The sequence below is a fragment of the Verrucomicrobiia bacterium genome, from assembly GCA_035765895.1.
Taxonomy (GTDB): domain Bacteria; phylum Verrucomicrobiota; class Verrucomicrobiia; order Limisphaerales; family DSYF01; genus DSYF01.
On the sequence record DASTWL010000041.1, the window covers coordinates 1 to 24,230 of the forward strand.

General features: G+C 63.0%; 25 protein-coding genes. 9 read left to right on the plus strand and 16 right to left on the minus strand.

Annotated elements, in window-relative coordinates; genetic code table 11:
* Nucleotides 1-22: 22 nt before the first annotated feature.
* The 7 genes from VFV96_08900 to hisF form a co-directional block, all read right to left on the minus strand.
* Complete coding sequence (locus tag VFV96_08900; GenBank protein HEU5070516.1) at nt 23-784, minus strand: TerC family protein; 762 nt, start codon at nt 782-784, stop codon at nt 23-25.
* Nucleotides 785-872: 88 nt separating this feature from the next.
* Nucleotides 873-2,183: a Gfo/Idh/MocA family oxidoreductase gene (locus VFV96_08905; protein ID HEU5070517.1), complete on the minus strand. Its 1,311-nt coding sequence runs from the start codon at nt 2,181-2,183 to the stop codon at nt 873-875.
* Between the two features lie 82 nt (nt 2,184-2,265).
* Nucleotides 2,266-2,565, minus strand: a complete 300-nt coding sequence (locus VFV96_08910) for a Dabb family protein (protein HEU5070518.1) — start codon at nt 2,563-2,565, stop codon at nt 2,266-2,268.
* Nucleotides 2,566-2,640: 75 nt separating this feature from the next.
* Complete coding sequence (locus VFV96_08915; protein HEU5070519.1) at nt 2,641-3,168, minus strand: hypothetical protein; 528 nt, start codon at nt 3,166-3,168, stop codon at nt 2,641-2,643.
* Between the two features lie 75 nt (nt 3,169-3,243).
* Complete coding sequence (gene hisI, locus VFV96_08920; GenBank protein ID HEU5070520.1) at nt 3,244-3,636, minus strand: phosphoribosyl-AMP cyclohydrolase; 393 nt, start codon at nt 3,634-3,636, stop codon at nt 3,244-3,246.
* A 123-nt stretch (nt 3,637-3,759) separates the two neighbouring features.
* Nucleotides 3,760-5,001: an anion transporter gene (locus tag VFV96_08925; protein ID HEU5070521.1), complete on the minus strand. Its 1,242-nt coding sequence runs from the start codon at nt 4,999-5,001 to the stop codon at nt 3,760-3,762.
* 15 nt (nt 5,002-5,016) lie between these two features.
* A complete protein-coding gene (gene hisF / locus VFV96_08930; GenBank protein ID HEU5070522.1) occupies nt 5,017-5,796 on the minus strand; it encodes an imidazole glycerol phosphate synthase subunit HisF in 780 nt (259 codons plus the stop codon).
* Between the two features lie 188 nt (nt 5,797-5,984).
* Here hisF and VFV96_08935 point away from each other — a divergent pair, with 188 nt between their 5' ends.
* From VFV96_08935 to VFV96_08950, 4 genes are all read left to right on the plus strand, one after another.
* Entirely contained in the window at nt 5,985-6,590 is a 606-nt protein-coding gene (locus tag VFV96_08935; protein ID HEU5070523.1) for a glycine zipper domain-containing protein, read from the plus strand.
* A gap of 85 nt (nt 6,591-6,675) precedes the next feature.
* The gene (locus VFV96_08940) at nt 6,676-7,305 is read left to right on the plus strand and encodes a penicillin-binding protein activator LpoB (GenBank protein ID HEU5070524.1); all 630 of its coding nucleotides are present in this window, start codon (nt 6,676-6,678) and stop codon (nt 7,303-7,305) included.
* A 172-nt stretch (nt 7,306-7,477) separates the two neighbouring features.
* Complete coding sequence (locus VFV96_08945) at nt 7,478-8,635, plus strand: tetratricopeptide repeat protein (GenBank protein ID HEU5070525.1); 1,158 nt, start codon at nt 7,478-7,480, stop codon at nt 8,633-8,635.
* Entirely contained in the window at nt 8,632-9,051 is a 420-nt protein-coding gene (locus tag VFV96_08950; GenBank protein ID HEU5070526.1) for a YcfL family protein, read from the plus strand. Before VFV96_08945 ends, VFV96_08950 begins: the two co-directional genes overlap by 4 nt.
* A gap of 15 nt (nt 9,052-9,066) precedes the next feature.
* On the opposite strand, the gene VFV96_08955 is transcribed toward VFV96_08950, so the two are convergent.
* The 4 genes from VFV96_08955 to VFV96_08970 form a co-directional block, all read right to left on the minus strand.
* Nucleotides 9,067-10,089 carry a right-handed parallel beta-helix repeat-containing protein gene (locus tag VFV96_08955; protein ID HEU5070527.1) on the minus strand — a complete coding sequence of 341 codons (1,023 nt, stop codon included), beginning with the start codon at nt 10,087-10,089 and terminating at the stop codon, nt 9,067-9,069.
* Nucleotides 10,090-10,264: 175 nt separating this feature from the next.
* A complete protein-coding gene (locus VFV96_08960; protein HEU5070528.1) occupies nt 10,265-12,952 on the minus strand; it encodes a glycosyltransferase in 2,688 nt (895 codons plus the stop codon).
* Between the two features lie 105 nt (nt 12,953-13,057).
* Entirely contained in the window at nt 13,058-13,684 is a 627-nt protein-coding gene (locus tag VFV96_08965) for a phosphoribosylanthranilate isomerase (GenBank protein ID HEU5070529.1), read from the minus strand.
* Nucleotides 13,685-13,830: 146 nt separating this feature from the next.
* The gene (locus tag VFV96_08970) at nt 13,831-14,052 is read right to left on the minus strand and encodes a hypothetical protein (GenBank protein ID HEU5070530.1); all 222 of its coding nucleotides are present in this window, start codon (nt 14,050-14,052) and stop codon (nt 13,831-13,833) included.
* Between the two features lie 79 nt (nt 14,053-14,131).
* Between VFV96_08970 and VFV96_08975 the strand changes: the two genes are divergently transcribed.
* From VFV96_08975 to VFV96_08985, 3 genes are all read left to right on the plus strand, one after another.
* A complete protein-coding gene (locus VFV96_08975) occupies nt 14,132-15,250 on the plus strand; it encodes a DUF4912 domain-containing protein (protein ID HEU5070531.1) in 1,119 nt (372 codons plus the stop codon).
* Nucleotides 15,251-15,334: 84 nt separating this feature from the next.
* A complete protein-coding gene (locus VFV96_08980; GenBank protein HEU5070532.1) occupies nt 15,335-15,559 on the plus strand; it encodes a hypothetical protein in 225 nt (74 codons plus the stop codon).
* An 82-nt stretch (nt 15,560-15,641) separates the two neighbouring features.
* On the plus strand, nt 15,642-17,216 hold the full coding sequence (locus tag VFV96_08985; protein ID HEU5070533.1) for a 1,4-alpha-glucan branching protein domain-containing protein: 1,575 nt from the start codon (nt 15,642-15,644) through the stop codon (nt 17,214-17,216).
* Between the two features lie 14 nt (nt 17,217-17,230).
* On the opposite strand, the gene VFV96_08990 is transcribed toward VFV96_08985, so the two are convergent.
* From VFV96_08990 to ligA, 3 genes are all read right to left on the minus strand, one after another.
* Nucleotides 17,231-18,958 (minus strand): S8 family serine peptidase, encoded by a 1,728-nt coding sequence (locus tag VFV96_08990; GenBank protein ID HEU5070534.1) that lies wholly within the window; start codon nt 18,956-18,958, stop codon nt 17,231-17,233.
* Between the two features lie 401 nt (nt 18,959-19,359).
* Nucleotides 19,360-19,542 carry a hypothetical protein gene (locus VFV96_08995; protein ID HEU5070535.1) on the minus strand — a complete coding sequence of 61 codons (183 nt, stop codon included), beginning with the start codon at nt 19,540-19,542 and terminating at the stop codon, nt 19,360-19,362.
* A gap of 121 nt (nt 19,543-19,663) precedes the next feature.
* Nucleotides 19,664-22,066, minus strand: a complete 2,403-nt coding sequence (gene ligA / locus VFV96_09000; protein ID HEU5070536.1) for an NAD-dependent DNA ligase LigA — start codon at nt 22,064-22,066, stop codon at nt 19,664-19,666.
* A 91-nt stretch (nt 22,067-22,157) separates the two neighbouring features.
* On the opposite strand from ligA, the gene VFV96_09005 reads away from it, so the two are divergent.
* Nucleotides 22,158-22,745 (plus strand): thioredoxin family protein, encoded by a 588-nt coding sequence (locus tag VFV96_09005; protein HEU5070537.1) that lies wholly within the window; start codon nt 22,158-22,160, stop codon nt 22,743-22,745.
* Nucleotides 22,746-22,842: 97 nt separating this feature from the next.
* Here VFV96_09005 and VFV96_09010 read toward each other — a convergent pair whose 3' ends face one another.
* Nucleotides 22,843-23,409, minus strand: coding sequence for an SIS domain-containing protein (locus VFV96_09010; protein ID HEU5070538.1), 567 nt, complete (start codon nt 23,407-23,409; stop codon nt 22,843-22,845).
* Between the two features lie 63 nt (nt 23,410-23,472).
* Nucleotides 23,473-23,925 (minus strand): tetratricopeptide repeat protein, encoded by a 453-nt coding sequence (locus VFV96_09015; protein ID HEU5070539.1) that lies wholly within the window; start codon nt 23,923-23,925, stop codon nt 23,473-23,475.
* A gap of 61 nt (nt 23,926-23,986) precedes the next feature.
* Between VFV96_09015 and VFV96_09020 the strand changes: the two genes are divergently transcribed.
* The coding region (locus VFV96_09020) for an HAD hydrolase family protein (protein ID HEU5070540.1) at nt 23,987-24,230 on the plus strand (244 nt) is incomplete at its 3' end.

A 24,230-nucleotide genomic window follows, 5' to 3' on the forward strand; every position in this document is an offset into this window, starting at 1 on the left:
TATTGCATCGCGGCAGTTTGGTTCAGCGATAGGTTTGATGCAATTCCACAGGCGCGGCCTTCTTGCGGGCGCGCAGACGAATGTTCAACACCTCCACGCCCACTGAAAAAGCCATGGCAAAATAGATGTAACCCTTCGGCACCTCCTTGTGGAACCCTTCGGCCACGAGCGTGAAGCCGATCAACAACAGGAAGCTCAGCGCCAGCATTTTCAACGTCGGATGGCGGTTGATGAAGTCGCTGATGCGGCCCGCAAACACCAGCATGAAGACCAGCGCGATCACGACTGCCGCGATCATCACGCCCAGCTGGTTGGCCATGCCGATGGCGGTGATGACCGAATCCAGCGAGAACACAATGTCGAGCACGAGGATTTGTGCTATCACGCCGATGAAGCTGGGCGCCACGCGCGTGGTCCCCCCGCCATCCTCACCTTCGAGTTTGACGTGGATTTCATGGGTGCTTTTTCCCAGCAGGAACAGGCCGCCGACAATCAGGATCAGGTCGCGGCCGGAAACGGGATGTGGATGCGCGAGCAGACCGAACGTGGGGATCTCAAACCACGGCGCGGTCAATTTCGCCATCCAGCTCAATCCCGCCAGCAGCAGCACGCGAGTGATGAGCGCGAGGCTCAGGCCGAGTTGCCGGGCCCTGGCCTGTTGATGTCCGGGCAGCTTGCCGGAGAGGATTGAGATGAAGATGACGTTGTCGATGCCGAGGATGATTTCGAGCACCGTCAACGTCAGCAGCGCGATCCAGATTTCGGGCTGGGTGATCCATTCCATGGGGCGGAATTTTCGTTACCGCGCCGCCACCGGCAAGGAACAAACGAGCCCAAGATTGTAATGGCGCGCCCGGATGGCGGGCCGGCGCTTAAACCGCGTAGTGCTTCAGCTTCCAGGGCTTGCGGTATTCGCGCTCGTAGGAAATCGCGCGGCGGGCGGCGTGGTTGGCGACGTCCTGCGCCTTGGCGTCCCATTGCACGGTGAGGCCGGTTTGGTAGGAGATGTTCCCGAGGTGGCAGAGCATCGTGGTTTTGGCCAGTGACTCGATGTCGGAATGCGGCCGCGCGCGCGTCTTGATGCAATCGAGGAAATTTTGCCAGTGCGTGTTCGGCCCGCGCACGGAATCCCCCGGCCCCGGATAAGCCTGGTCATCGTCATCCTTTGGGAACCAGCGCACGGCCATGCGATCCACGATCAATGTTCCATTTTCGCCGATGAATTCCGAGCCGTGGTCCTTGCCGCCGTCCAGGCCGCGGTTGTTGCCCTGCCGGTGCTCCCAGATGAGCTGCCATTGCGGGAAGCGATACAGTGTCTGCATCGTGTCGGGCGTGTCGCGGTCGTCGTCGGCCAGGAAAATGCCGCCCTCGCTGTGCACGTGAATGGGGTCCGATTCGCGCATGCCGAGCAGAACGATGTCGATCATGTGCGCGCCCCAGTCTCCGATCTTGCCGGTGCCGGTCTGGAAGAACCAGCGCCACGTGTTGTGACAACGGTTGGGCTGATAGCCGAACATCTTGGCGGGGCCGACCCAGAAGTCCCAATCGAGTCCGGCCGGAACAGGCATGGGATGCTGGTGGCCAAGCGGATTCGGCGGCGTCAGATTCCACGCGCGGCACAATTGGATTTTGCCCAGTTTGCCCGAGCGCACAAATTCGATGGCCTGTTGAAAGTGCGGCACGCTGCGTTGCCACGCCCCAATCTGGACGACGCGTTTGAAATGTTGGGCGGCGGCGGCCATGGCCTTGGCCTCGACAAAACTATGCGACACGGGCTTTTCGCAATAGATGTCCTTCCCGGCCTCGCACGCGGCGATGAACGGGATGGCATGCCAGTGGTCCGGCGTGCAAATCACCACCGCATCGATGTCCTTGCGGTCGAGAACCTGGCGAAAGTCGCCATAGATTTGAGGCGCGCGTTCCTTGCGTTTGAGCACCTCGGCAACGGCCTGCTGGGCGTGCGTCGCATCCACATCGCAAATGGCGGCGATCTCCACGCCCGGGCGGTCCAGAAACGAATTCAGGTTGGCCCTGCCCATGCCCCCCACGCCAATCATGCCGAGGACAATTTTTTCATTCGCGCCCTGCGCTTGCGCAAAGGCGCGGTGGCTCAGGGCCGCCACGCCGGCCGCGGCGGTGGCGGTGGTTTTTAGGAATGAACGACGGTCAAGCGGTGTGGTCATAATGGCAATCCTTCAGGCATGCAGGTTCACGGTTGCAAGGAATTGACCTTGAAAGCCGGTGCAGCATTCGATTTTTCCCGGGTCAGGCGAAATCGTAAACCAGCACCTTCTTGACGAGGCGCTTCACGTATTTTTCCACGAACTCGACGTGGCGCGGGTGAACCTGATAGGCGTCCTGTGTTGATTTGTCCGGGAAGACCATGTTCAGCGCGACCTGATACGTCTGGTCCACCACCGACCGGTGGCTGCCCACCATCTGGCCGACGTGAAATTGCTGCACGCCCGGGAGCGGTTTGAGGTAATCGTTGCAGGCCGCCACCAGTTCCGCGACGGCATTGGGCTGCGCGGGATCGGTCCAAAAAATGACGATGTGTGAAAACATGCGTCGCAATGTTTCGCGGGCCGGCACGCGGCGCAAGAGGAAAGGCCGGCGGGCCGGCGGAAAATCGCCCCGCAGTCAGTTGCCGTGACCGCGGCGCCAGCGCCAGACGGCAAACAGGGAGAAGATAAATACGGCCAGCGCATAGCCAATCATGCCAATGCCCACGCCCACGCTGATGAGGGTGAGGCCGCCCAACAAGAGCAAGGCCGTCCCCACCAGCGCGAAGAGCAGGCATTGGCCGAACAGGCAGGCCACGAACAGCGCGGGCCGGCTTTCAGCCAGGCGTTCGCTCATCCAGAAGCGATAAGCGTCCTCCCCCATCGTCCGCATCAGCCAGGCATTTTGAAAGTTGCGCGCCGCGACGAGCACGCTGGTCGTGCTGATGATGAGCGCCGGCAGTGGAGTGCGGGCAAAGCCCACGCAGAGCACAAGGTTGACGACGCCGCCCCACTTCCACCCCAGCCGTTTGGCAATGGGGTTGCCCTCCAGCACCAGGCGCGGCGTGGCGACCCACGTGCTCAGGAAATCCATTCCCCGCGCGAACAGCAGCAGCGCGAGAAAAATGAAATACTCGCGGCTGGCGAAGGGAATGGGATCGTCCATGGCAATCGGGCGGGACATCATTGGCGCGGCCCGGCGGGGACCACGCCAGGAATCAGGGGGGGCAAGGCCGGCCGCCTACTTTTTCTTCCCGTAGAGTTCCTCGGGCGTTTTCAACTGCGGTTCGGTGAGCTTCCAGGTTTCGCCCTTGCCCTCAATCGAACGGAAGAAGCAGCTCTGGTAGCCTTCGTGGCATGCCGGGCCGTTTTGCTCGACCTGGATGAGCAGCGTGTCACCATCACAGTCGAAGGCGATGTCCTTCACGGTTTGCGTGTTGCCGCTTTCCTCGCCCTTCATCCAGAACTTCTGGCGTGAGCGGCTCCAGAAATGGGTCTTGCCCGTCTCGATGGTTTTTTCGAGCGACGCGCGGTTCATCCACGCCATCATGACGACGCGACCGGTCTTTTGTTCCTGCACGATGGCCGGGATCAGGCCGTCGGACGTAAACTTGAGTTTGTCGTAAAAGCTCATGGCACGGGGCATTTTAAATTCCCGGCGGCCGATTTACGATGGAAAAGAATGACCGGACGCCCGAATCGCCGGTGGAACGAACAAAAACTGTCGGCCGGCAGCTGCCCGCCCGGATTCCGCGCGTCAATGCAGCAACAGCAGGATTCCCATGCCCGCCGCAAGCGTGAGCGCGGTGACCGGGAGGCCAAGTTTGGCGTAGTCCCAAAAGCCCATCTCGACGTGTTCGCGTGACGATTCCACGACGATGATGTTGGCCACCGAGCCAAGAATGGTGAGGTTGCCGGCCAGCGTCGTCGCCAGCGCCATGACCTTCCACATCAACTCCGGCTCGGCAAAGTTGGCGATCCATTTGCCGGCTACCAGCACGAACGGGACATTGGAAAACACGTTCGAGCCCGCGACCGAGAACCACGCGAAATTCCAGGCCTGCGCTCCCGCCGAAACCCCGAACATGCCGTGCAGACGTTGAAAGATCTGGTCCGGCAGGCCCGTGCCATTCAAGCCCTCGACGACGATGAACAACGCCGCAAAAAAAACCAGCAGGTGCCAGTCCACCAGCTTGAGCACTTCGTGAGTGTCGCGCCGGGCGAGCACCATGACCAGCACCCCGCCCCCCAGCGCGGTCCAGGCGAGGTTGAAACCGGCCACGAAACCGGCAAAAACCAGTGTCAGGACGATCAACGTCAACCGCAACAGCCGGTGATCCAGCGCCCGCGCCGGACCCTCCGGACGTTGAATGGTGACGTGGCGCAACACGTGCCGAAAGCTGAAGGACAGCACTGCGTATTGAACTGCCAGGCCCGCGAGCGCCACCGGCAGCAGCGACAGCGAGAACCGCAGAAAGGGTATGCCCGAGAGGTGGCCGATGATCATGTTTTGGGGGTTGCCGACCAGCGTGGCCACGCTGCCAATGTTGGCGCTCATGGCGAGCGCCAGCAGATACGGGCGCAGCGGGAGCCTGCCCCGGACCATCACCGTCACGACCAGTGGCGTGAGCATCAGGCAGACCGTGTCGTTGACGAGCACCGCCGACAGCCCGCCGGCCGTGATGATGAGATAAAACAGCAGCGCCCGCGGGGTTTTCGCGACACGCAAAATCCAGTCTGCCGCCCAATCGAAGAAGCCCGCGAGGTAAAGATACGCCGAGATGAGCATCATCCCGAGCAGGAGCACCAGCGTGTCGTAATCCACGGCGCGATAGACGCGCTCCGGCGTCATCACACCGCACGCCACCATCAGCACGGCGCCCAGCAACGCGGCGGCCGGCCGGTTCAACGGCAGCAGCTTGAACTGCCGCCCGCTGATGAGTGCATAGGTGACGCCGAAGATCGCAATGGCGAGGAGTTCCTTTTTTTCCGGACTCACGACGCTGGGTTCGGTTTAATCCGTCATGCGGACCGGGATATTTTTCCCGGTCAGAAACCGTTTCACGTCGCCCACCGTGTAGGTGCCGAAGTGGAAGATGCTCGCGGCGAGGACGGCGTCGGCTTTGCCTTCGAGCAGCACGTCGGCCAGGTGTTCCAGCTTGCCCGCCCCGCCGCTGGCCACGACGGGCACGCTGACGGATTCGCTGACGCGGCGCGTAATGACTAGATCGAACCCGGCTTTCGTGCCGTCAGCGTCAATCGAGTTGAGCACGATTTCGCCGGCACCGAGCGAAACGGCGCGTCCGGCCCATTCGACCGCTTCCATGCCGGTGGGCTTGCGGCCGCCGGCTTTGAACACTTCCCAGCGGTTCGGCGAGACCTTCTTGCAGTCAATCGAGACGACGATGCATTGGCTGCCGAATTTTTCCGCTCCGGCCCGGATGAGGTCCGGCGTTTCAATGGCCGAGGAGTTGATGCTGACCTTGTCGGCGCCTGCGCGCAGCATCGTAAACATGTCGTCCACCGTGCGGATGCCGCCGCCGACGGTCAGCGGCATGAAGCACTGGTCCGCCGCACGTTCGATGACTTCGACCATGGATTTGCGGCCGTGCGCGGTGGCGGTGATGTCGAAGAACACCATTTCGTCGGCGCCTTGTTCATTGTAGCGGAGCGCGAGTTCAACCGGGTCGCCCACGTTGCGGAGGCCGCCCGTCTCGGCGCGTCCAAATTGCACACCGCGGGTGACCTGTCCATCGTGAACGTCGAGGCACGGAATGACACGTTTGGCCAGCACGGAGGCAGTGTGGCGGTTTCGGGCGGGGGAAACAATCCCGGCGTGCCGTGGCGGGCCGGCCTCTCCCCCCGCACGCCGGGTTCGAAGTGCCTGCGCGCCAGGTTGCTGCCGGGGTTTACCCGGTTGGGAATCGGTGCTACCGTCCCTTTGCGAATACGGCTGCGGCCGTGACGTCTGATGCAATGGCGATGAAAATGTGGCTGGCCAGCTTGACTGCCGCTCTCGTGCTCAACAGCGCGAACGCCCAACTATTTTCGCCCGAATCTTGGAATGGTGCGTTGTTCGGCGCGTTGCTGGGCGGATCCGTCGGCGGCGACCGTCACTGCGGTTGGTCCGGAAACGGCGCGGCGATTGGGGCCGGCGTCGGTTTTGTCGCGGGCACGCTCATCGGCGAGGCCAATCGTGAACGTTATTACAACGCACCTTACGCGTATTCCCGGCCGGTTTACGGTTATGCCTATTCCTACGGGCCGGCATACGGCGGCTATTATTCTCCGGGTGCGCGGCCCAATTACGCAGTCAGTGGCACGTTGACGGGGGCCGCCGCCGGCGCGCTCATCGGCGAAGGGACAAGCGGCAAACCCGGGCAAGGCGCCGCTATTGGCGCGGCTGCCGGCTTGGTGCTGGGCAGTGTGGCCGAGCATCAGGCTCGCCAACGCGAAAGAGTGGACGTTGCCAGCTATCGTCCGTCGGTGACCGTTGTTGCGGCCCGGCCCTCAGTGTGGCAGGCGTCGCCGGCACCGCGTTATCAAATCCCCGACGCGTCACGCGTGCCCGATGCGCCCACGTTCTGACGCTGTTTTGCCGTCCGATTGCGCTGAACAATTTTAAACCGCGGTTGTTTAACAATTCACCGATTACTGATTCAGTCACCAGAACATGAAAACAAACACTCTCACCTCCCTCTGTTCGGCGGTTGCTTTGACGGCACTGGCCGCCGGTTGCGCCTCCAGCGGCGTCAAAAACCCCTCCGGCGTGCCCGTCACTCACCTGAATGCTGATGAACAGGGCTTCGTGGCCGGGACCGGCGTCGAATCGCAGGATCTGGTAGCTGTGACGGATAAGATGGCCCGCAGCATTTTGGGCATTCAGCAGATTGCCAATGCGCCCAAGCCGCCCACCGTCGTGCTGGACCCGGTCGTCAACAACACGCGGTTCCCGATCAACAAGGAAATCTTCCTCACGCGCATCCGCACCGAACTGAACAAGAAGTCGCTGGGCAAGGTGGTGTTTCTGGCGCGCGACCGCATGGCGGCGCTCGACAAGGAGCGCAATTTGAAGCGCACCGGCGACGTGACGGCCAGCGCAAATCCGCAGACGCAGGAATTTCTCGGCGCGGATTATTTTCTGACCGGTTCACTGGAGGGCATGTCCACGCGGACGGCGGCCGGCACCAGCGATTACGTGCTCTACGACTTCCAACTGATTGACGCGCGCACCAGCGCCATTGTCTGGGAGGACTCCGCCGAGATGAAGAAGCAGGGGCTCGAAGACGCGGCGTATCGGTGATCCGAACGCAAAACCTGGTTTCGCTCCGCCGGCCCACCTGCTCTCCACGGCCGTGGAACTGCCCGCCTTGAACGGAAAGCATCCAACATCCGACGTCCAACGCCCAACATCCGATGGGCCGGGCGCAGGTGGTGGTTTCGTTGCCCGATGGTTGCGGGACCTTTGGTTTTGGGTGTTCATCCCGCTGCTGTTGGGTGCGGGCTGCGCCACCACACCGCCACCGCTGCCGCTCACGGGTGATGTTTTCCGCGATGCGCCGCTGGCGATTGAGAAGGGGCCGGCGCGGGACCGGGTCTTGTGGCAATATCGCCTCGCCCTGGCGGACCTGCGCCACGGCCGGTTTGAGGATGCCAAACGGGTGCTGGACGACGCGCTGCTGACGCTGGGCGGCATTTACGGCAAGGATGTCAACGCCCGCAAGGCGCGCGGTTACTTCCACGCCGAATCAAAGAAGACCTTCATCGGCGAGCCTTACGAACGCGTCATGGCCTACTACTACCGCGGGATTCTTTATTGGCGCGCCGGCGAGCTGGACAACGCGCGCGCCTGCTTCCGCAGCGCGGAGTTCGAGGACAGCGACGCCCAAAGCGGCGAATACAAGTGCGACTACACGCTGCTCGATTACCTGGATGGCTTCGCGACAACCAAGCTGGGTGGCGACGGCTCGGACGCATTTCAACGGGCGGAGAAGAATTCGCGCGGCGCGAAGCCGCCGCCCTACGATGCGAAAGTGAACACGCTGGTCTTTCTCGACTTCGGCCCTGGCCCAACGAAATACGCCACCGGCGAATACGCCCAGGAACTGCGCTTCCGCACGCCGGTGTCACCGTTGCAGGCCGCGCAACTCCAGCTCGACGGCCAGATCGTGAACGTCAAGCCGGCGGATGATTTGAACTTCCAGGCCACCACCCGCGGCGGGCGCGTAATGGACCACGTGCTCGCGAACAAGGCCGTGTTCAAGTCCACCACGGACACCATTGGCGACGCGGCGATTGTGAGCGGCGCCGTGCTCGCCGCCGGCGGACACCGGCAAAACAACGCGGCTGACGAAGTGGGCGCGGGGCTGCTCATCGCGGGGCTGCTCAGCAAGGTGGTTTCCGCGGCGACCACACCCGAGGCCGACACACGGATGTGGGACGGGCTTCCGCAGTTTCTCGCGCTGGGGCAGTTCCGTCTGACGCCGGGCCAGCATACCTTGGACGTAAGCTTTCTGGACGCCGCGGGCGTTGCGCAGCCGAAGTTCAACAAGCAAATCACTTTCACCGTGCCGGAAGGCCGGGATGCGGTAGTTTACGTCAGCGATCAATCCACAACGCCACAAACACAATGAACTCGAAAATCGTCCTGCTCGCCGCCGGCGCGGCCCTGGCCGTCACGGCCTGCCAAAGCACCTATGACAAGGGGCCGTATCTGCCCCAGAACTCGCAGACCCCGGCCTACGAAAACACCGAGCGCGTCGTGCTGCTGGACCCCGGTGTGCAACATTCGATCACTTGCACCGGCCTGCAGGAAGGCACGACGTCCGACGGCCGGCTGGAAGTCACTGCCCAGTTGCGCAACCGCGAAAACCGGCGCATCGAAGTCCAGGTGAACTGCGTGTTCAAGGACGCCAACGGTTATACGACCGGCGACGAAACACCCTTCCAGACGCTCCTCCTGACGGAGAATGCGACGGAGCAGGTGAAATTCACCGCCATGAACACGCAGGCCAGGAAATATACTGTCCGGGTGCGACAGGCGCGTTGAGCCGGCGACGCGCCGTTACTGTAACACGATAAGTTTCGGCCGGGCCAGCGAGAGGTCGCCGTGCTGGTTGTTCTCGAACCTGGCGCTGGTGATGACGTTGTTCCGGCAGGAGGCGTCGTTGACACGGAAGGCCGCGCCGCCGCAGTTCGTCGCCTGCAGGTTGGTGAACGAGTTGTTGACGCACGCGGTCCACTGGGCGGTTTCCGTCTGGGCCATGAACACGCCGTGGTTGCGGCTCTTGTGGATGGCCACATTAAAAAACCGGTTGCCGCGGCTGTCGCGCATGAAGATGCCGAGGTCATTGTCATTCAGCACGGCGTTGCTGACGGTGTTGCCGCTGAAATTCCAGTCGAGGGAAATGCCGGCGCACGGATTGTCGTGCAGGTTCAGATCGACAAACTCGCTGGCGGTCGTTGCATAACAGGCGAGGCCGTCATACTGGTTGTCGAACGATTCCAATCCCCGCACGACGAGTCCTTGAACGCCCAGCGTGGTGACCAGTCCGCCGGAACGACAGCGCGCGGTCACCACGTTTTCAATCACCGAGTCGCGAACTCGCTGCACGGTGATGCCGTTGTTGCGAATCTCCGAGCCTTCCCCGTGCTCCCGCCAGAGCTCGCGCTGCTGCGCGTGGCGGTTGCCATCAATGAACAGCGATTCAACGGCGACATGGGTGACATCGTGGCCGGGATGGTTGACGGGCTCACCGATGATGAGGGCTGGGCAGTTGGCGCCATCGGCAACGCACAGGACGGTGTTGGTGCCGGCACCACGCAGGGTCTGCCATGAGCGCCGGATGACAATGGGCCGTGTGAGCGTGATGGTGCCGGGTGGCAGGATGACAATCCCGCCGCCATCGGGCAGGGCGTCCAACGCCGCCTGGATTTCCGCGTCAGTGACGCCCGGCCGGAGCATGTGGAAGACACCCGGCGCGGTCGCCGCGAAAGCGGGCGCGCCGAGGATCAGCATCAGGCTGGTTGCGGCACGGGCGAGAGCCGCTTTGAACCTTGCCGTGGTTTTGCGCCGACTGAACTTCATGACACGCGCCCGAACCAACACGAGGTGCGCGTTCGATTTTTCCGGGCTCGAGGCAAAATTCGCCGGCGCCGGCCATTCGTCCAGAACTAATTTCCAGTTTAAGCCAAAATTCTTTCGCCGGGGAAAATCAATCCGCGTCCGTAGCGAAACGGAGGCCGGCCGCCAACCCAGGCGCTTAACCGAAGGGGGTGTTCACATGCGGCTCGGCGCCGGGCGCCGTTCGCACCGGCGGAGCGGCGGTCATCGTGGGAGGCTCGCTGGTTTCCGATGTCACACCGATTTTGGTGTAGTTCCAGTCCTTGGCCGCCTCGTCGAGGAAGACCACAATCATGCTTTGCAGGTGGCGCGCCTGTTGGCGGATGAACCATACCAAAGGCAGCACGCTGAACAACAGCAGCCAGCGCCAGGCCGTCCAGTTGTGGAGCAATCCCAGCAGCACGAGTTCGAAGGCGAGCACCGCCCAGAACACCATGCGCGCTTCCAGCGTCCAGCGGGGCAGGAGCCGGGCGCGCATAAGATGGCGCCCCTGGCTGTGGTCCTCCGTCACCGTCGTCAACTGCACGCTGTTCCAGTGGTTGCCGAACAGTTCGATGTCAAATTCGCTCCACCCGATGTCCGATTTGTTGGGCCAGTTCATTGCCTCCAGGCGGCGCACGAGGTCGGCCACGAATTGCACACGGTTGATGGGTTGCTCGCTCCAGTAACACGCCTCGTCCACGGGCGCCTTGTTATGCACCAGCGCGAGCGAATCGAGCGAGTGTTGCGGCGAGGGCGCTTTTTTTGGCGTCAACCGGCCTTGATACCGTGCCCAGCCCCTGACCATCGGCTGCAACAGAAACAATACGGCGACCAGTGGGCGCGACCACCAACGCAGTCTGTCGGGCGGAATGAAGGCTTGGGCGCCCGCGGCGGCGCAGAGGCCCGCCGGAATCAGCGTGGCCGCGATGGCCACTGGCATCAGGTGATTCAACGACACCGCCAGCACCCACAGCGGCAGCAGCACCAGCACGTGATACTCCAGCGTCGTGGCCAGCATCAGCGTGGAATCCGGGGCCGCGGCGTAGAGGGTTTGAAAGAATCCACTGCCGAACGTGCCGCGGTAAATGATGGGTGGCTGCACCAGCACGCCAAAACGCGCCGCGGAATAAATCCGCCCCCGCCACAGGCTGCCGCCGAAGGAGTTGAAGTATTCCGGGTGTTTCCGCACGAGCAGCGCCTCGGCCTCGCCGTAGCCGCGTTGCTGTCCCAGATAAGCCCCAATCGTCGAGCGCCGGTAGTGCCACACCAGCGCGGCCGGGCTAAAACCAATTTTGCAGCCCGCCTGCGCCAGCCGCCAGCAGATGTCCACATCGTCGCCCGCCTTGGTGAAGATGGGGTCAAATCCACCGATTTCATCGAGGGCATGCCGCCAGAATGCCATGTTGCAGCCGGGGATGTGCTCGGCCTGGCGATCGTTCAACATCACGTGCGCCGGACCACCGGGGGAAACCATCACCGCCGCGCCGACGGCCGAATCATCCGGCGGCAGAAAATTTGGCCCGCCCATCGCCGCGAATTCACGATTCAGCAAACCGCCGACGAGGTAATACAGCCAGTTCTCATCCACGCGGCAGTCCGAATCGGTGAAGGCCACGATTTCACCGGTCGAGGCCAGGATGCCCGTGTTGCGCGCGACTGACAGGCCGGCATTCCGGGCATGGCGCACGTAACGCAGATGCGGGAAATGCGCCAATGCGCCCGCCTTGTCCGAGAACATGGGATACGTGCTGCCCGGTGACGGATGCCCTTCGCCACCGTCGTTGATGCCCGTGAACACAATGCGCGCCGTCGCGTCCGTCGAGCCGTCGTCCACCAGAATGACTTCGTAGTTCGGATAGTTCAACCGCTCCAGGGAGTCGAGGCAGGCTTTGAGCGTGCGTTCGCCGTTGTAGCTCGCCACGACCACAGAAACCTTCGGCCATTGGGGCAGGGGAAAATACGGCGCCGCGGCAAACTTGTCCTTCACCACATGGAAGGACGGCTTCGGCCGGCGATCTGCCGTGGTCAGGCCCATCTGCCAGTCGTCCACCGGCCGGCCATCGCGCCACCAGTCGTCCGTGTAGCTGAACACAACCGCGCCGGCGAGCCCGGCCCGGAATGCGCCTTCGATGCTCCAGCCCAGAATCTCGCCCTGGCTTGCCTCGCCTTCGCGCAAGGAATCGATGCCGAATTCACCCAGCACGAGCGGCTTGGTGTCGGCGATCATTTGCAGGCGTGCGAGATAATTCCGGAACGGCTGCGGCTGGTGCAGATAGACGTTAAAGCAGACGAAATCGAGATTCTGCGGGCGCAGGAATTCTGTGGGTGGAAAATTGGCGAAGGTGCACAGGCACTCGGGATCCAAGGCCTTGGCCTCGACGACCAGCTTGTCAATGAACGCCGCCACCGCCTTGGCGCCGTGCCAGCGAACCACGTCGGTCGGGATTTCGTTGGCGATGCTGTAGGCGAAAATCGCCGGATGTCGCGCCCCCTCGATCACGGCGCGGCGGACGGCGTCCCGGGCGGCTTCTTGCTCGGCCGGGTCATTCAGAAAGCACAGGTGTTTGTTCCAGGGAATGTCCACCAACAGCTTCAAGTCATGCTGCTGGGCCAGATCGAGAATCCAGCGGGGCGGCACGTAATAGACGCGCACGACGTTCGCGCCCAGTTCGCGCAGGCGGATGAAATCCTGCGTGGTTTGTTCGACGGACGGCCACGGCTGGCCGGCCGCATTGGGCGCAAACGGCCCGTAAGCAACGCCCTTCACGAAGAACTTGGCCTTGCCGAGCCGGAAGAACTTGCCGTCTACGCGAACGCGTGGCGCCGTTTGACCTGCCGGAGTCATGCGCGTTGGACGGATTCAAACGCCTGTTTTATCATGAGATTTCAACCCCCGCCCAATGCGGGTGAAAGGCTAATTGGAAATCGGGCGCGGGCGGGTGGCTCATGGTCAGGGGCCGGCGGCGCTTTTCGCCGCCTGCACGAACGCGCGCACTTTGGCGTGGTCCTTTTTGCCCGGGGCCGCTTCGACACCGCTTGAGACATCCACCCCAAAGGGCTGCACCTGATGGACGGCTTCCGCCACGTTTTCCGGCGTCAGACCGCCGGCGAGAAACACAGGCTTGCCGAGCTTCACCGCCGCGACGGCCAGCTCCCAGTTAAACGTGTGGCCGGTGCCACCGCGCTGGCCGGGCACAAACGCGTCAAGCAGCCACGCATCCGTCGGGTATTCCCGCAGGTGTTGGAGCGTTTCGGCATCTTTCATCCGGAAAGCTTTCATGCTCATGGCGCCAAATTGCCGGCAATACTCCGGCGTTTCGTCGCCGTGAAACTGGAGCAGTTGCAGGCCGCACCCGCTCATCGCCTCGGCCACCAGTTCCTCCGGTGCATTCACAAACAATCCCACGCGCACCACCTGCGGCGGCACCAGTTGCGCGATGGCGGCGGCTTCCGCCACCGTGACGTGGCGCGGGCTGTCCTCGCAAAACACAAAGCCGAGCAGGTCGGCGCCCGCCGCGACGGCGGCTTGCGCGTCTTCCCGGTTGGTAATGCCGCAGATTTTAACTTTCACGCTCATGCGCGGTCCTGTTGCAGTCCAACCTGATTCGCCGCCGGCCGCATCGCAAGGTTCTTTCGCACCGTCATGAATCGAAGATTGCGCGGCCGCCCCGCCCAATCCTAAGCTGCGGTCGTTCGCATGCTGTCTTAGAGGCGCCTCGCAACTCAGAACATGAAGGCGAAGAAATCAGCTCCGGCCCGCAAAGTGGTTCGCTCGCGGAAGACCAAAACAGCTTCGCGCGGCGTCACCCGCGCTTCCCGGCGTCCGGCGGCGGCGCGGGCGAAAGCGAACCAGCCGCGCACCAGGCCGGCCAGAACCACTGCCCGGTCCGCAGCCAAAAGGAAAACCCCGGTTCGTCGTCGCGTTGCCCGCCAGCGTTCCGGCACGGTTCGTCCGCGGCGCAGGAAGCCGGCTTCTCCGTTGCCCAAGGCGGTGACGGTTGAAGGCTCCAGACTACCCTCCATTTTGTTTGAAGGCGACCGGCCGGGCGTGCCGGCAGCCGGTGCTGGTGAACGGTTTGCCCTCGGCGCCGGGCCGATTGAAGAGCAATTCCCCGCCGGGGGCGATCTGCCCGAGGCTTACGGCACGCAGCAGGTGCTGGTGACGCCCCGGGATCCGCACTGGCTTTACGTGCATTGGGACCTGACGCGCCAGCAACTTCGCGACTACAACGCACAGTCTCTGCATAAACATCTCGTGCTGCGCGTCTCCCGGACCGACCCGGCGCAGGCAGACGCCGCTCCGGCGCCCGTGGGCGAAGTCCATGTGCACCCGGAATCGCGCCATTGGTTTGTTCACGTCGCCGAAGCCGGTGCGAAATACGCGGTGGAGCTTGGTTTTTATCGCCGGCCGAAAGGCTGGACCCGCATTGCCACTTCCGCCCCCACCGCGACGCCGCCGGACATGGTCAGTCCCGACACCAACACGCGCTTTGCCACCATCCCGCCGGAGGTGGCGCTGGCGCGGTTGGTGGACATCGTGAGCGCCGGGGCGCAGCAGAAGCATTCCCTGGCCCACGCGCTGGAGGAATTGCGCCTGGCCGGCCACCCGGAGCTGCCACCACTGACGGCGGGAGACCCGCCCAAGCCGTGGACGCTGCAGCAGGAACGGGCGCTGGCCGAAGTCATCAAACTTCGCCAGCTTGGACGTTTGTCGGTCGGCTCGCTCGATATTACCGAATTGGTGCAAAACGGTTTGCGATTGGACCTTTCGTCGCTCGCGGCGCTGGGTTGGACCGGGGCGGTTTCGAGCGAGTCCAGCCCGCACGGCGGCGCGCCGGCCGGCCCGGCCGGGTTCTGGTGCAACCTCAACGCCGAACTCATCATCTACGGCGCCACCGAACCCAGCGCGAACGTCACCATCGGCGGTGAACCGGTGAAGCTGCGGCCCGATGGCTCGTTCAGCTACCGTTTTGCGTTGCCGGATGGCCAATACGAACTGCCCGTCACGGCAACATCGGCCGACGGCACCGAAGCGCGGCACGCAGATCTCAAGTTCAGCCGGGCCACGGAATGCATCGGCGACGTGGGACAGCATCCTCAGGATCCCGCGCTAAAGCTGCCAACGCCGGAAAACGTTGTGTAACCACGCCTCGACTGGTGCGGTAAAACGTGTGGACGCCGGCGCCGCGCGATTTCCTGTTGAGGAATAATCAACATCACCACGAGCATGAATCCGCTGCAAAAACCCGTTGCCTCCGTGCTTCGCGTGTTCGGCGCCGGGCTGATTCTCCTCGGCCATGCGTTGCTGGCATTTCTCTGGCTCGCACACAAGCGGCAACCGGAGCCTTGGTGGCGCTGGGGGCTCTACGCGCTGCCGGTCGTCCTGGGGACCCTGGTCTGCGTCACCAGCCGCAAATTGGCGGTGCGGCTGACCCGCGACTTCGACGAGTGAATGCGGCGGTCCGTGGCTTTTCCCGCGCGCCGGCGGTTCAAGATTGGATGTTCGCCCGCGGCTGTTTAGCCTCGTCGCATTCATGCAAGGTTACCTGTCCATCGTGCTGCACGCGCACCTGCCGTTTGTGCGTCATCCCGAGCACGCGAAGTTTCTGGAGGAATCCTGGCTCTACGAAGCGGTTGCCGAGTGTTACCTGCCGTTGATCCAGGTGCTGGACGGCTGGACGCGCGACCAGGTGAGCGCGCGCCTCACCCTCACGCTCAGTCCGCCGTTGTGCGCGATGCTGGGCGATGTCCTGTTAAGCGAGCGCTGCCGCCGCCACCTCGACGGCCTCGTGGAACTCGCGGAAAAGGAAATTCACCGCACGCACTTCGACCGCCGGTTACGCGAGGTGGCGCATCAATATTACGAACGGTTTACCGCCTTGCGCACCACGTATCAGGCTTACGCGGGCAACGTGCTCGGCGCCTTCCGGAAATTTCAGGACGAAGGCCGGCTCGAAATCATCACCACCGCCGCGACGCACGCGCTGCTGCCGCTGCTGGCAAATCATCCGCCCAGCCTGCGCGCGCAAATTCTCGTCGCCCGCGATCATTACGAGGAGAAGTTCCAACGCGCGCCGCGCGGCATCTGGCTGCCGGAATGCGCCTACGCCGAGGGTGTGGAGACGGTCTTGCAGGAGGCGAACCTGCGCTGGTTCATTCTCGACACGCACGGCGTGCTCAACGCGAAGCCACGTCCGCGTTACGGCGCGTTTGCGCCCGTGTTCACGCCGAATGGCATTGCCGCGTTCGGGCGCGATCGCGAGTCCGCCAAACAGGTCTGGAGCCGGACTGAAGGGTATCCCGGCGACCCGCGCTACCGTGATTTCTACCGCGACATTGGCTTCGATCTGGACATGGATTATTTGCGGCCCTACCTGCCGTCGCCGGAACACCGTGGTTTCACCGGGATCAAATACTGGCGCATTGAAGGCGACCGGCACGGGAAGCATGTTTACCACCGGGCCCACGCGCTCGAAGCCGCGGCGCAGCACGCGCAGCACTTTCTCGAAGCCCGCCTCGCGCAATTTCAGCAGCTCGCCGCGGTCATGGACCGGCCGCCGCTGCTAGTCTCGCCTTACGACGCCGAACTGTTCGGGCACTGGTGGCATGAAGGGCCCGAGTTTCTCGATTACTTCGTGCGCAAGGCCTGCTTTGACCAGCAGGTTTTCACGCTCATCACGCCCGAAGATTACCTCCGGGTGCACCCGACGAACCAGGTCGCCGAACCGAGTCCTTCGAGCTGGGGCGAGGAAGGTTACTACCGTGTCTGGCTCAACGAAACGAACCAGTGGATTTATCCGCACCTGCATGTGGCGCAAATGCGCATGACCGAACTGGCCAGACAATTTCCGAAAGCCCGCGGACTCAAGCTGCGCGCGTTGCGCCAGGCCGCGCAGGAACTGCTGCTCGCCCAGGCGAGCGACTGGCCCTTCATCCTGCGCACGGGCACCAGCCCGGAATACGCGAAGAAACGCGTGAAGGAGCACTTGTTGCGCTTTCTCGCACTGCACGAGCAGCTCACCAAAGGCAGAATCAACGAGGCCGCGCTCCAAAAAATGGAAATCACGGACAACCTCTTCCCCGGCGTGAATTACCGGTATTGGGCGTAGCGACGGCGGCCCGTTCAGGGCAGCGATTGCACGCGGAAGAAGCCTTGCGGCGCATTGCCCGGCGCGAAGGTGAATGATGCGCTGGTTCCGCCGGCGGTGATGTCGGGTGAGGCGTCCTGCCAGTTGCCCTGGCCGAGGTTGTCGGTGAATTGCACGCGATATGATTTGTTGGGCACGGCGCTCCACGTCAGAGTCACGGTGCCGTTGGCGCCGGGAACCAGGCTGGTGAGCGTGGCCGGCACGGGCGCGGCGTTGGCAACCAGGACCTGCACGTCGGCCGAGAAGCCCACGTTGCCCGCGGTGTCGTAAGCTTTCGCTTGCAGCGTGTAGGTGCCGTTCGGCAGCGCGGCGGTGGTCCAGGTGAACATGGCGCTGGCGCCGGCATTGGTGCCGATGAGCTGGCCGTTCGCATAACATTCCAGCCGTGTGACCGGCGTGCTGGCCGTGGCGGCGACTTCAATGTCAACCCGGCCCGAGACATCCAAACCCGTTGTTGGCGACAGCACCGCAACGGTTGGCGGCGCGATAAAGTTTGCGGCCGCCTCGACGGCGCGGGCGGCGTTCACGCGGCCAAAACCAAACGCGGCGTCGAAGCCCGCGGGCCCGAGGTCGTCGGCCGTCTGTTCGAGCAGCGAAACCACCTGCCCGTTGGCCAGCGCTGGGTTTGCGGAGAGCATCAGGGCCGCCACGCCGGCAACCACGGGACTTGCAAAGGATGTGCCGCTTTCCGCCGCGTAACCGGTCGTCAGATCGCGCGTCGTGGTCCAGATGTTGTCGCCGGGGGCCGCGAGCGCGAGGTGATTTCCGTAGCTGGAGTAACTTGCGAGCGAATCACCGGCCGTGGTGGCGGCCACGGCCACGACGTTGTTGCACGCCGCCGGATAAAGTGGGGCGTCACTGCCGTTGTTGCCCGCGGCGGCCACGATGACGACGTTGTGGCTCCATGCGTAATCCACGGCATCCTGCAGGGTGGCGGAGGCTGCGCTGCCCGCGAGGCTGAGGTTGATCACCCGCGCGCCGTGGTCCACTGCGTAGCGAATGCCCTGCGCGACGGTCGAGTAGGCCGCGAACCCACTCGCGTTCATGACCTTCACCGGCATGACCCGTGCATCGAATGCCACGCCCGCCACGCCGAGGCCGTTGTTGCCGGCGGCCGCGATCACGCCCGCCACCGCCGTGCCGTGGCCAAAATCATCGGTGGGATCGTTGTCATCCCAGACAAAGTCGTAGCCCGGGACGAGGCGCGCGGTGAGATCGGGATGCGCGGCGTTCACTCCGGAATCCAGCACGGCGACGACCACATTGCTCGCGCCAGAGGTTTGCTCCCAAGCCAGCGGGGCGGCAATCTTCGTCAGGTGCCACTCATTTCCGTTGAGCACTTCCGGATCGTTGGGGGTGAGGGCTGCTTCTGCGAGATAATCGCGTTCGGCAAATTCAATGCGCGGATCGTTGCGCAGTTCGGCGAGCAGCGCGGGCGCGTTGGTTTCATCCACGCTGATGACGCGCACGCCAAGCTTGGATAAACGGGCGCGCTCGTGACCGCCACGCGCGCGCCATTTTCCGGCAAATTCGGCCTCGTTCGCTCCGGCGCGGGGCTTGACCAAGATTTGCCCCGGCACAAAGCGCACCGGACGGTTCGCGGCGGCCGCCAGTTGCGTCAGCAACATCAGGCCGGCCAGCCACCACAACGCGATCTGATGGGCGCGTTTGGGCGGAGCGAACGATGTTTCTACACTGGGCATGTGGACCCGGTCTGGTGGTTCTTTCCTCGCAAGGGATGTGCCACGCGCCAGCGGCTGGGGAAGGGGTTTAAACGGGCCGCAGGTTTGGATGCACCACGAGCACCGGATGCTTCGTTTGCAGATCCGCAAATCGGCCGGGCCGCAAAAACAATAATGCGAACCGCGCCAAGGACGCGGGTGTCCGCCGGGTGCCGTCGTAAAGCGCTTGCGCTGGTGGCGCCAACCTGCAACTCAAGCGTTTCAAGGCACGCTTGGAGCTTTGCGGAAGGCCGGCCCGGCGGTTGCGCTAGGCGTGTCCACTTTTGAAACGTTGGTGGGCCATCCCGGGACAGCGCCAATGTCTTGCCGACGCCGGTGATGGCCGGACTTTGCGATCTGATTTGGCGTGAGAGTTGGAAGCGCTAACGCATTAGGGTGCGGGTCATTTCGAGGCGAATTTGTTCCAGCCGCCGGCGATCTGATTCCCGTTTCATTTGCAACAGCATGGCCACATCCGCGCTGGGTTTGAGATGCTCGGCGGCATACTTCTGAATCTTCAAATCAATCATCTCCTCGACGAGCTTCACGAAGGCTTCGGCATTCATGCCGGGGAGAACGCAGCATCCGTGCCGGGCAGCAGGCAAGCGGCGTTCGGGGGGAGGTGTGGGTTGCAGGCAGGGCGCCAGCCAAGGAACGCGTGCGGCTTACCCCGGTTCCTATGTTTCATCAAGCCCGTCCGCACATTTTCAGGAATTCCGCCTCGTCCAGCACGCGCACCCCAAGCGCCCTCGCCTTATCAAGCTTGGAACCGGCTTCCTCACCCGCGATGACGAAGTCGGTCTTCTTGCTCACCGAACCGCTCACGGTGCCACCGGCCTGGCGGATTAATTCACCGGCGGCTTCGCGGGTCATGGAACTCAGCGTGCCGGTCAGCACACAGATCTTGCCGGCGAACGGGCCGGATCGAGTTGAAGCAGCAGCAGGCGCAGCGGCGGCTTCAGGTTTAATCTCCAGTTCATGGATGCGCTTGAGCGCTGCGCGTCCTACATGTGAAGCAAAGTAGTTCAGCACGCTCGCCGCCGCGACAGGACCGACTTCCTTCATTTGCGCCTTCAATCCGCCCGCTGCAAGACGGGCCTCGATCGCGGCGATTTCGGCTTTGAGTTCGTCATCCCGCTGCGTGCGGCGGGCCTTGTCGGCTTCGTCCTTCGGTGGATTCTTGCGTGAACGCGGGCTGATTTCCTGGCGTTCGGCTTCTTTCACACCGAGGTCGCGGATGTCGCGGAGCACGACGGAATCGGCCAGCGTTTCGAGCGATGCATGCGTTTGCGCGAGCTGGTAGGCGGTGGCTTCACCCACGTCGCTGATCGCCAACGCGTGAATCCAGCGGTGGAGCGGGGCGGTTTTGGCGCGTTCGAGGGCTTCGAGAACTTTCGTGGCGTTCTTCTCGCCGAAGGTGCGCGGCTCGTCGTCGGTGCCGAGGTTCAGCTTGCCGAGCTGATCGAGGGTGAGGTCAAAAAGGTCGAGCGGATCTTTGACGAGGCTGCGTTCAACCAGTTTCTCCGCCACGATGCCGCCGAGTGATTCGATGTCGAGCGCCTTGCGGGCGGCGAAGTATTCCACGCGCCGCATGAGTTGCGCCGGGCAGCCGGCGACATTCTGGCAACGCCACGCGACTTCTTCCTCAACGCCGCCCGCCGCACCTTTCTCTTTCGCAATGACACCGCCGCACGCGGGACACTTGCCGCTGACATGAGCGAACAGGTCGAATTCCTTCGCGCCGGGCGGGCGTTTGGTTTTCACGACCTCGAACACTTCCGGAATCACCATGCCGGCTTTGCGAATGACTACGGTGTCGCCGATGCGGATGTCTTTGCGGCGGATTTCGTCCTCGTTGTGGAGTGTGGCGCGGGAGATGGTCGAGCCCTGCACGAAGACGGGTTCAAGTTCGGCCACGGGCGTGAGCACGCCGGTGCGGCCGACCTGCACGGTGATGGCCTTGAGCACGGTCTCGGCGGGCGTAATCCACGGGATGGGCTTGTGCACGATGGCGTAGCCCGGCGCGCGCGACCGGCCCGGGATGCGCGGCCAGTCGGCGAGCGTGTTGACCTTGATGACGATGCCATCAATCTCGTAGGGCAACTGCCGGCGCAGGTCCTTGTTCTCGTCGTAGTGCGCCACGATCTTCTCGCGATAGACCTTCAATACCTCCTCGATGCCGTCGCACACCCACCAATGTGATTGCGTGGGCAGGCCAAACTTTGCAAGCGCTTCAAGCATGTCGGAATGCTTCTCGAACTCAATGCCTTCGGTGGCGCCGAGCGCGTAGAACACGGCGCGGATCGGGCGCTTGGCCACATCGGCGGGATTCTTCTGCTTGAGCATGCCGGCGGTGGTGTTGCGCGCGTTGGGAAACGTCTTCTCACCCTCGGCGGCAAGCCTGGCGTTGAGCGCGTCAAAATCTTTCGTGGTGATGTAGGCCTCACCGCGGACTTCCAGCAGAGGCGGGAATTCACCGCGGAGACGCGGAGACGCGGAGGAGAAACCTTTGCCCTGTGCCCCTGCGCCTCCGTGGCTCATCAACACCGGTGGGATGTTCCGCACCGTTCTTAGATTGGCCGTGATGTCATCGCCGGACTGACCGTCGCCGCGCGTCACACCGAGCGCGAACTGGCCGGCGCGGTAATGCACGCTGATCGAAACGCCGTCCACCTTGGGCTCGATGATGTATTCGATTCGGTCGCGTCCGAGCTGTTTGCGGAGGGTGGCGTCGAAGGCGCGAAGTTCCGCGAGCGTATTTTCGTCCTGCGCGCGATTGCGTTGGTCGCGGTCCGGCTCCTCGTCCTTGGTCGGGTGATCCGCCGCCTCAACCTTGTCGAGCGACAGCATCGGGACAAGATGTTTCACGCGCGCGAACCCCTCGGTGGGCGCGCCGCCGACGCGCTGCGTGGGCGAATTGGTTGTGATGAGTTCGGGGAACTGCTGTTCCAACTCCTGCAATTCGCGGTAAAGCTGGTCGTATTCGCGGTCGCTGACTTCTGGTTTGGCGAGAACGTAATAGGCGTGATCGTGCCGGCGGATTTCGTCGGCAAGTTTCGCGTGGCGATCCCTGGCTTGCGCGAGTGTCATGGCGGCGAGCATGGCAAAGGCGGCGGCGGTTTGCAGGCAATTTTGGTGCCGCGCTCTGGACATCAGGAGGGGTTCGTTTCACATTCGGCGCATGGCTTTGACACCTTCCACCATGCTGGCGTTGGGCACGCCGGCGCCGGACTTTCAACTGCCTGACACAGCGGGCAAGATGGTTTCGCTGGGCGATTTCAAGGCCGCCCCGGCGTTGGTGGTAATGTTCATCTGCAACCACTGTCCTTACGTGAAGCATCTGCGCGCGGCGCTTGCCGAATTCGGGCGCGAATGCGGGGCGAAGGGCGTGGCCGTCGTGGCCATCAACGCCAATGACGTCGAAAATTATCCGGCCGACAGTCCGGCCCGGATGGCAGAAGAAGCGCAGGCGGCCGGGTATCCCTTCCCGTATCTCTACGACGCAACACAAAAGGTGGCGCGGGCCTATCGGGCCGCCTGCACGCCGGATTTTTTCGTGTTTGATCGCGGCCGCCGGCTGGTTTACCGCGGTCAATTCGACGCAAGCCGGCCGGGCAACGGCGTTCCGATCTCGGGCAAAGATTTGCGGGCGGCGGTGGACGCCGTGCTGGCAGGCCGGGCGCCGTCACTGCACCAGGCGCCGAGCATGGGTTGCAACATCAAGTGGAAGCGCGGCAATGAGCCGGAATACTTCGGCGTAAAAAGTTGAATGGGCTACACGACTTGAGCAAGCGCTTCGTGGCGCGTAGTGCCAGAACATTTTCACTAATAAAACTCAAGCAGCGCGTAGCCAAATTGCCCCGCCCTCACTCCCTCGGAATCTGCGCTTCGACGATTTCGCACAGCACGTGGAAGAGAAACTTGTGCGCCTCCTGAATGCGCGCGGTTGAATTGCCGGGGACGAGCAGGTCGAGCGTGGCCTTGCCGATGGTGAAACCGCCGTCCCGGCCCAGGAAACAAATGCTGAGCACACGCTTCTTGTTCGCCTCTTCGATGGCGCGCAGGACATTCTTGGACTTGCCGCTGGTGGTGAAGCAAATCAACACGTCGCCTTGGGCGCCCAAACCCCACACCTGCCGGGCGAACACTTCGTCGAAATGATAATCATTGCCCATGGCCGTGAGGAATTCCCCATTCGCCGTCAGCGACAGGGCGGGATACGGCCGCCGGTCGCCCAGGAACCGGCAGAGAAATTCCGTGGCCATGTGCGTGGCGTCTGACGCGCTGCCGCCATTGCCGCAAATGAGCAGTTTCCCGCCGGCGGTCAGACAACGCAGAACCATGTCTGCGGCGCGATTCAGCGGTTCTTCAAACCCCGCAAGGGCTTGGGTGATGGCGAGGTTGTCCTGAATGGCCTGTTGCAGCTTGGTCATGGGCGCAGGGTATCGCCGCAACCGGCAGGTGCAAAATGCAAAAACACCGGGTGGTGACGCGGATTAAGAAGCATCGCCGGACGCCAGCGGCGGTTTTTTCTTCCACGGCATGTCCGGGAACTGGGCGGGCGGCGGAGGAGGCGGCTTGGGTTTGGCCAGTTGCAGGTCGGGATTCTGATTTTGCAACGCCTGGGCGTGGGGATCTTCGCGCCAGCCGGCAATGCGGGCCTGCAACGCGTGATGTTCGGCCTTGGGACGGTCGCCGACCTTGAGGTAGAAAAGGGACAGGTTCGTATGGACGAGCTGCTCTTTGGGCCTTAGTGTCTCAGCCTTGTGGCCTTCCGCGATGGCGGCGGCATAGTCGCCCTTGCGGCACAAGGCCATGCCCAGCGAGAGTTGCGCGTCGAAAAAGGCCGGATCCTCGGCCAACAACGCCTGCAACCGGCTGATCGCCTCGTCGTAATCACCCCGGCTGAAGGCGAACATTGCATCATCGTAGCGCTCCTGCGGTGTCATGCTTCAAACACGGTGAACGCAGATGGCCCGGGAAGCAAGCCGGGCGCGAAATTGACTGAACATGGAACTGCCCATTCGACTGCTCTCGACGGACTTCGATGGAACCCTGTTTGCCGAATTTGAAACCCCGCCCATCCCTGCGAAGCTCGCCCAGCTGATTGGCGACCTCCAGGCGCGCGGCGCCAAATGGGTCATCAACACCGGGCGGGACATGGCCAGCCTGTTGGAGTCCATCGGCCGCTCGCACATCCACATTTTGCCCGATTATCTCGTGCTGGTTGAACGGGAAATCTTCGAACGGCGGG

Bases quoted from the DNA above. Each gene is read 5' to 3' on its own strand.
- VFV96_08900 (HEU5070516.1), bottom strand. From the start codon at position 784: ATGGAATGGATCACCCAGCCCGAAATCTGGATCGCGCTGCTGACGTTG.
- VFV96_08905 (HEU5070517.1), bottom strand. From the start codon at position 2,183: ATGACCACACCGCTTGACCGTCGTTCATTCCTAAAAACCACCGCCACC.
- VFV96_08910 (HEU5070518.1), bottom strand. From the start codon at position 2,565: ATGTTTTCACACATCGTCATTTTTTGGACCGATCCCGCGCAGCCCAAT.
- VFV96_08915 (HEU5070519.1), bottom strand. From the start codon at position 3,168: ATGGACGATCCCATTCCCTTCGCCAGCCGCGAGTATTTCATTTTTCTC.
- hisI (HEU5070520.1), bottom strand. From the start codon at position 3,636: ATGAGCTTTTACGACAAACTCAAGTTTACGTCCGACGGCCTGATCCCG.
- VFV96_08935 (HEU5070523.1), top strand. From the start codon at position 5,985: ATGAAAATGTGGCTGGCCAGCTTGACTGCCGCTCTCGTGCTCAACAGC.
- VFV96_08940 (HEU5070524.1), top strand. From the start codon at position 6,676: ATGAAAACAAACACTCTCACCTCCCTCTGTTCGGCGGTTGCTTTGACG.
- VFV96_08950 (HEU5070526.1), top strand. From the start codon at position 8,632: ATGAACTCGAAAATCGTCCTGCTCGCCGCCGGCGCGGCCCTGGCCGTC.
- VFV96_08955 (HEU5070527.1), bottom strand. From the start codon at position 10,089: ATGAAGTTCAGTCGGCGCAAAACCACGGCAAGGTTCAAAGCGGCTCTC.
- VFV96_08960 (HEU5070528.1), bottom strand. From the start codon at position 12,952: ATGACTCCGGCAGGTCAAACGGCGCCACGCGTTCGCGTAGACGGCAAG.
- VFV96_08965 (HEU5070529.1), bottom strand. From the start codon at position 13,684: ATGAGCGTGAAAGTTAAAATCTGCGGCATTACCAACCGGGAAGACGCG.
- VFV96_08980 (HEU5070532.1), top strand. From the start codon at position 15,335: ATGAATCCGCTGCAAAAACCCGTTGCCTCCGTGCTTCGCGTGTTCGGC.
- VFV96_08985 (HEU5070533.1), top strand. From the start codon at position 15,642: ATGCAAGGTTACCTGTCCATCGTGCTGCACGCGCACCTGCCGTTTGTG.
- VFV96_08990 (HEU5070534.1), bottom strand. From the start codon at position 18,958: ATGCCCAGTGTAGAAACATCGTTCGCTCCGCCCAAACGCGCCCATCAG.
- VFV96_08995 (HEU5070535.1), bottom strand. From the start codon at position 19,542: ATGAATGCCGAAGCCTTCGTGAAGCTCGTCGAGGAGATGATTGATTTG.
- ligA (HEU5070536.1), bottom strand. From the start codon at position 22,066: ATGACACTCGCGCAAGCCAGGGATCGCCACGCGAAACTTGCCGACGAA.
- VFV96_09005 (HEU5070537.1), top strand. From the start codon at position 22,158: ATGGCTTTGACACCTTCCACCATGCTGGCGTTGGGCACGCCGGCGCCG.
- VFV96_09010 (HEU5070538.1), bottom strand. From the start codon at position 23,409: ATGACCAAGCTGCAACAGGCCATTCAGGACAACCTCGCCATCACCCAA.
- VFV96_09015 (HEU5070539.1), bottom strand. From the start codon at position 23,925: ATGACACCGCAGGAGCGCTACGATGATGCAATGTTCGCCTTCAGCCGG.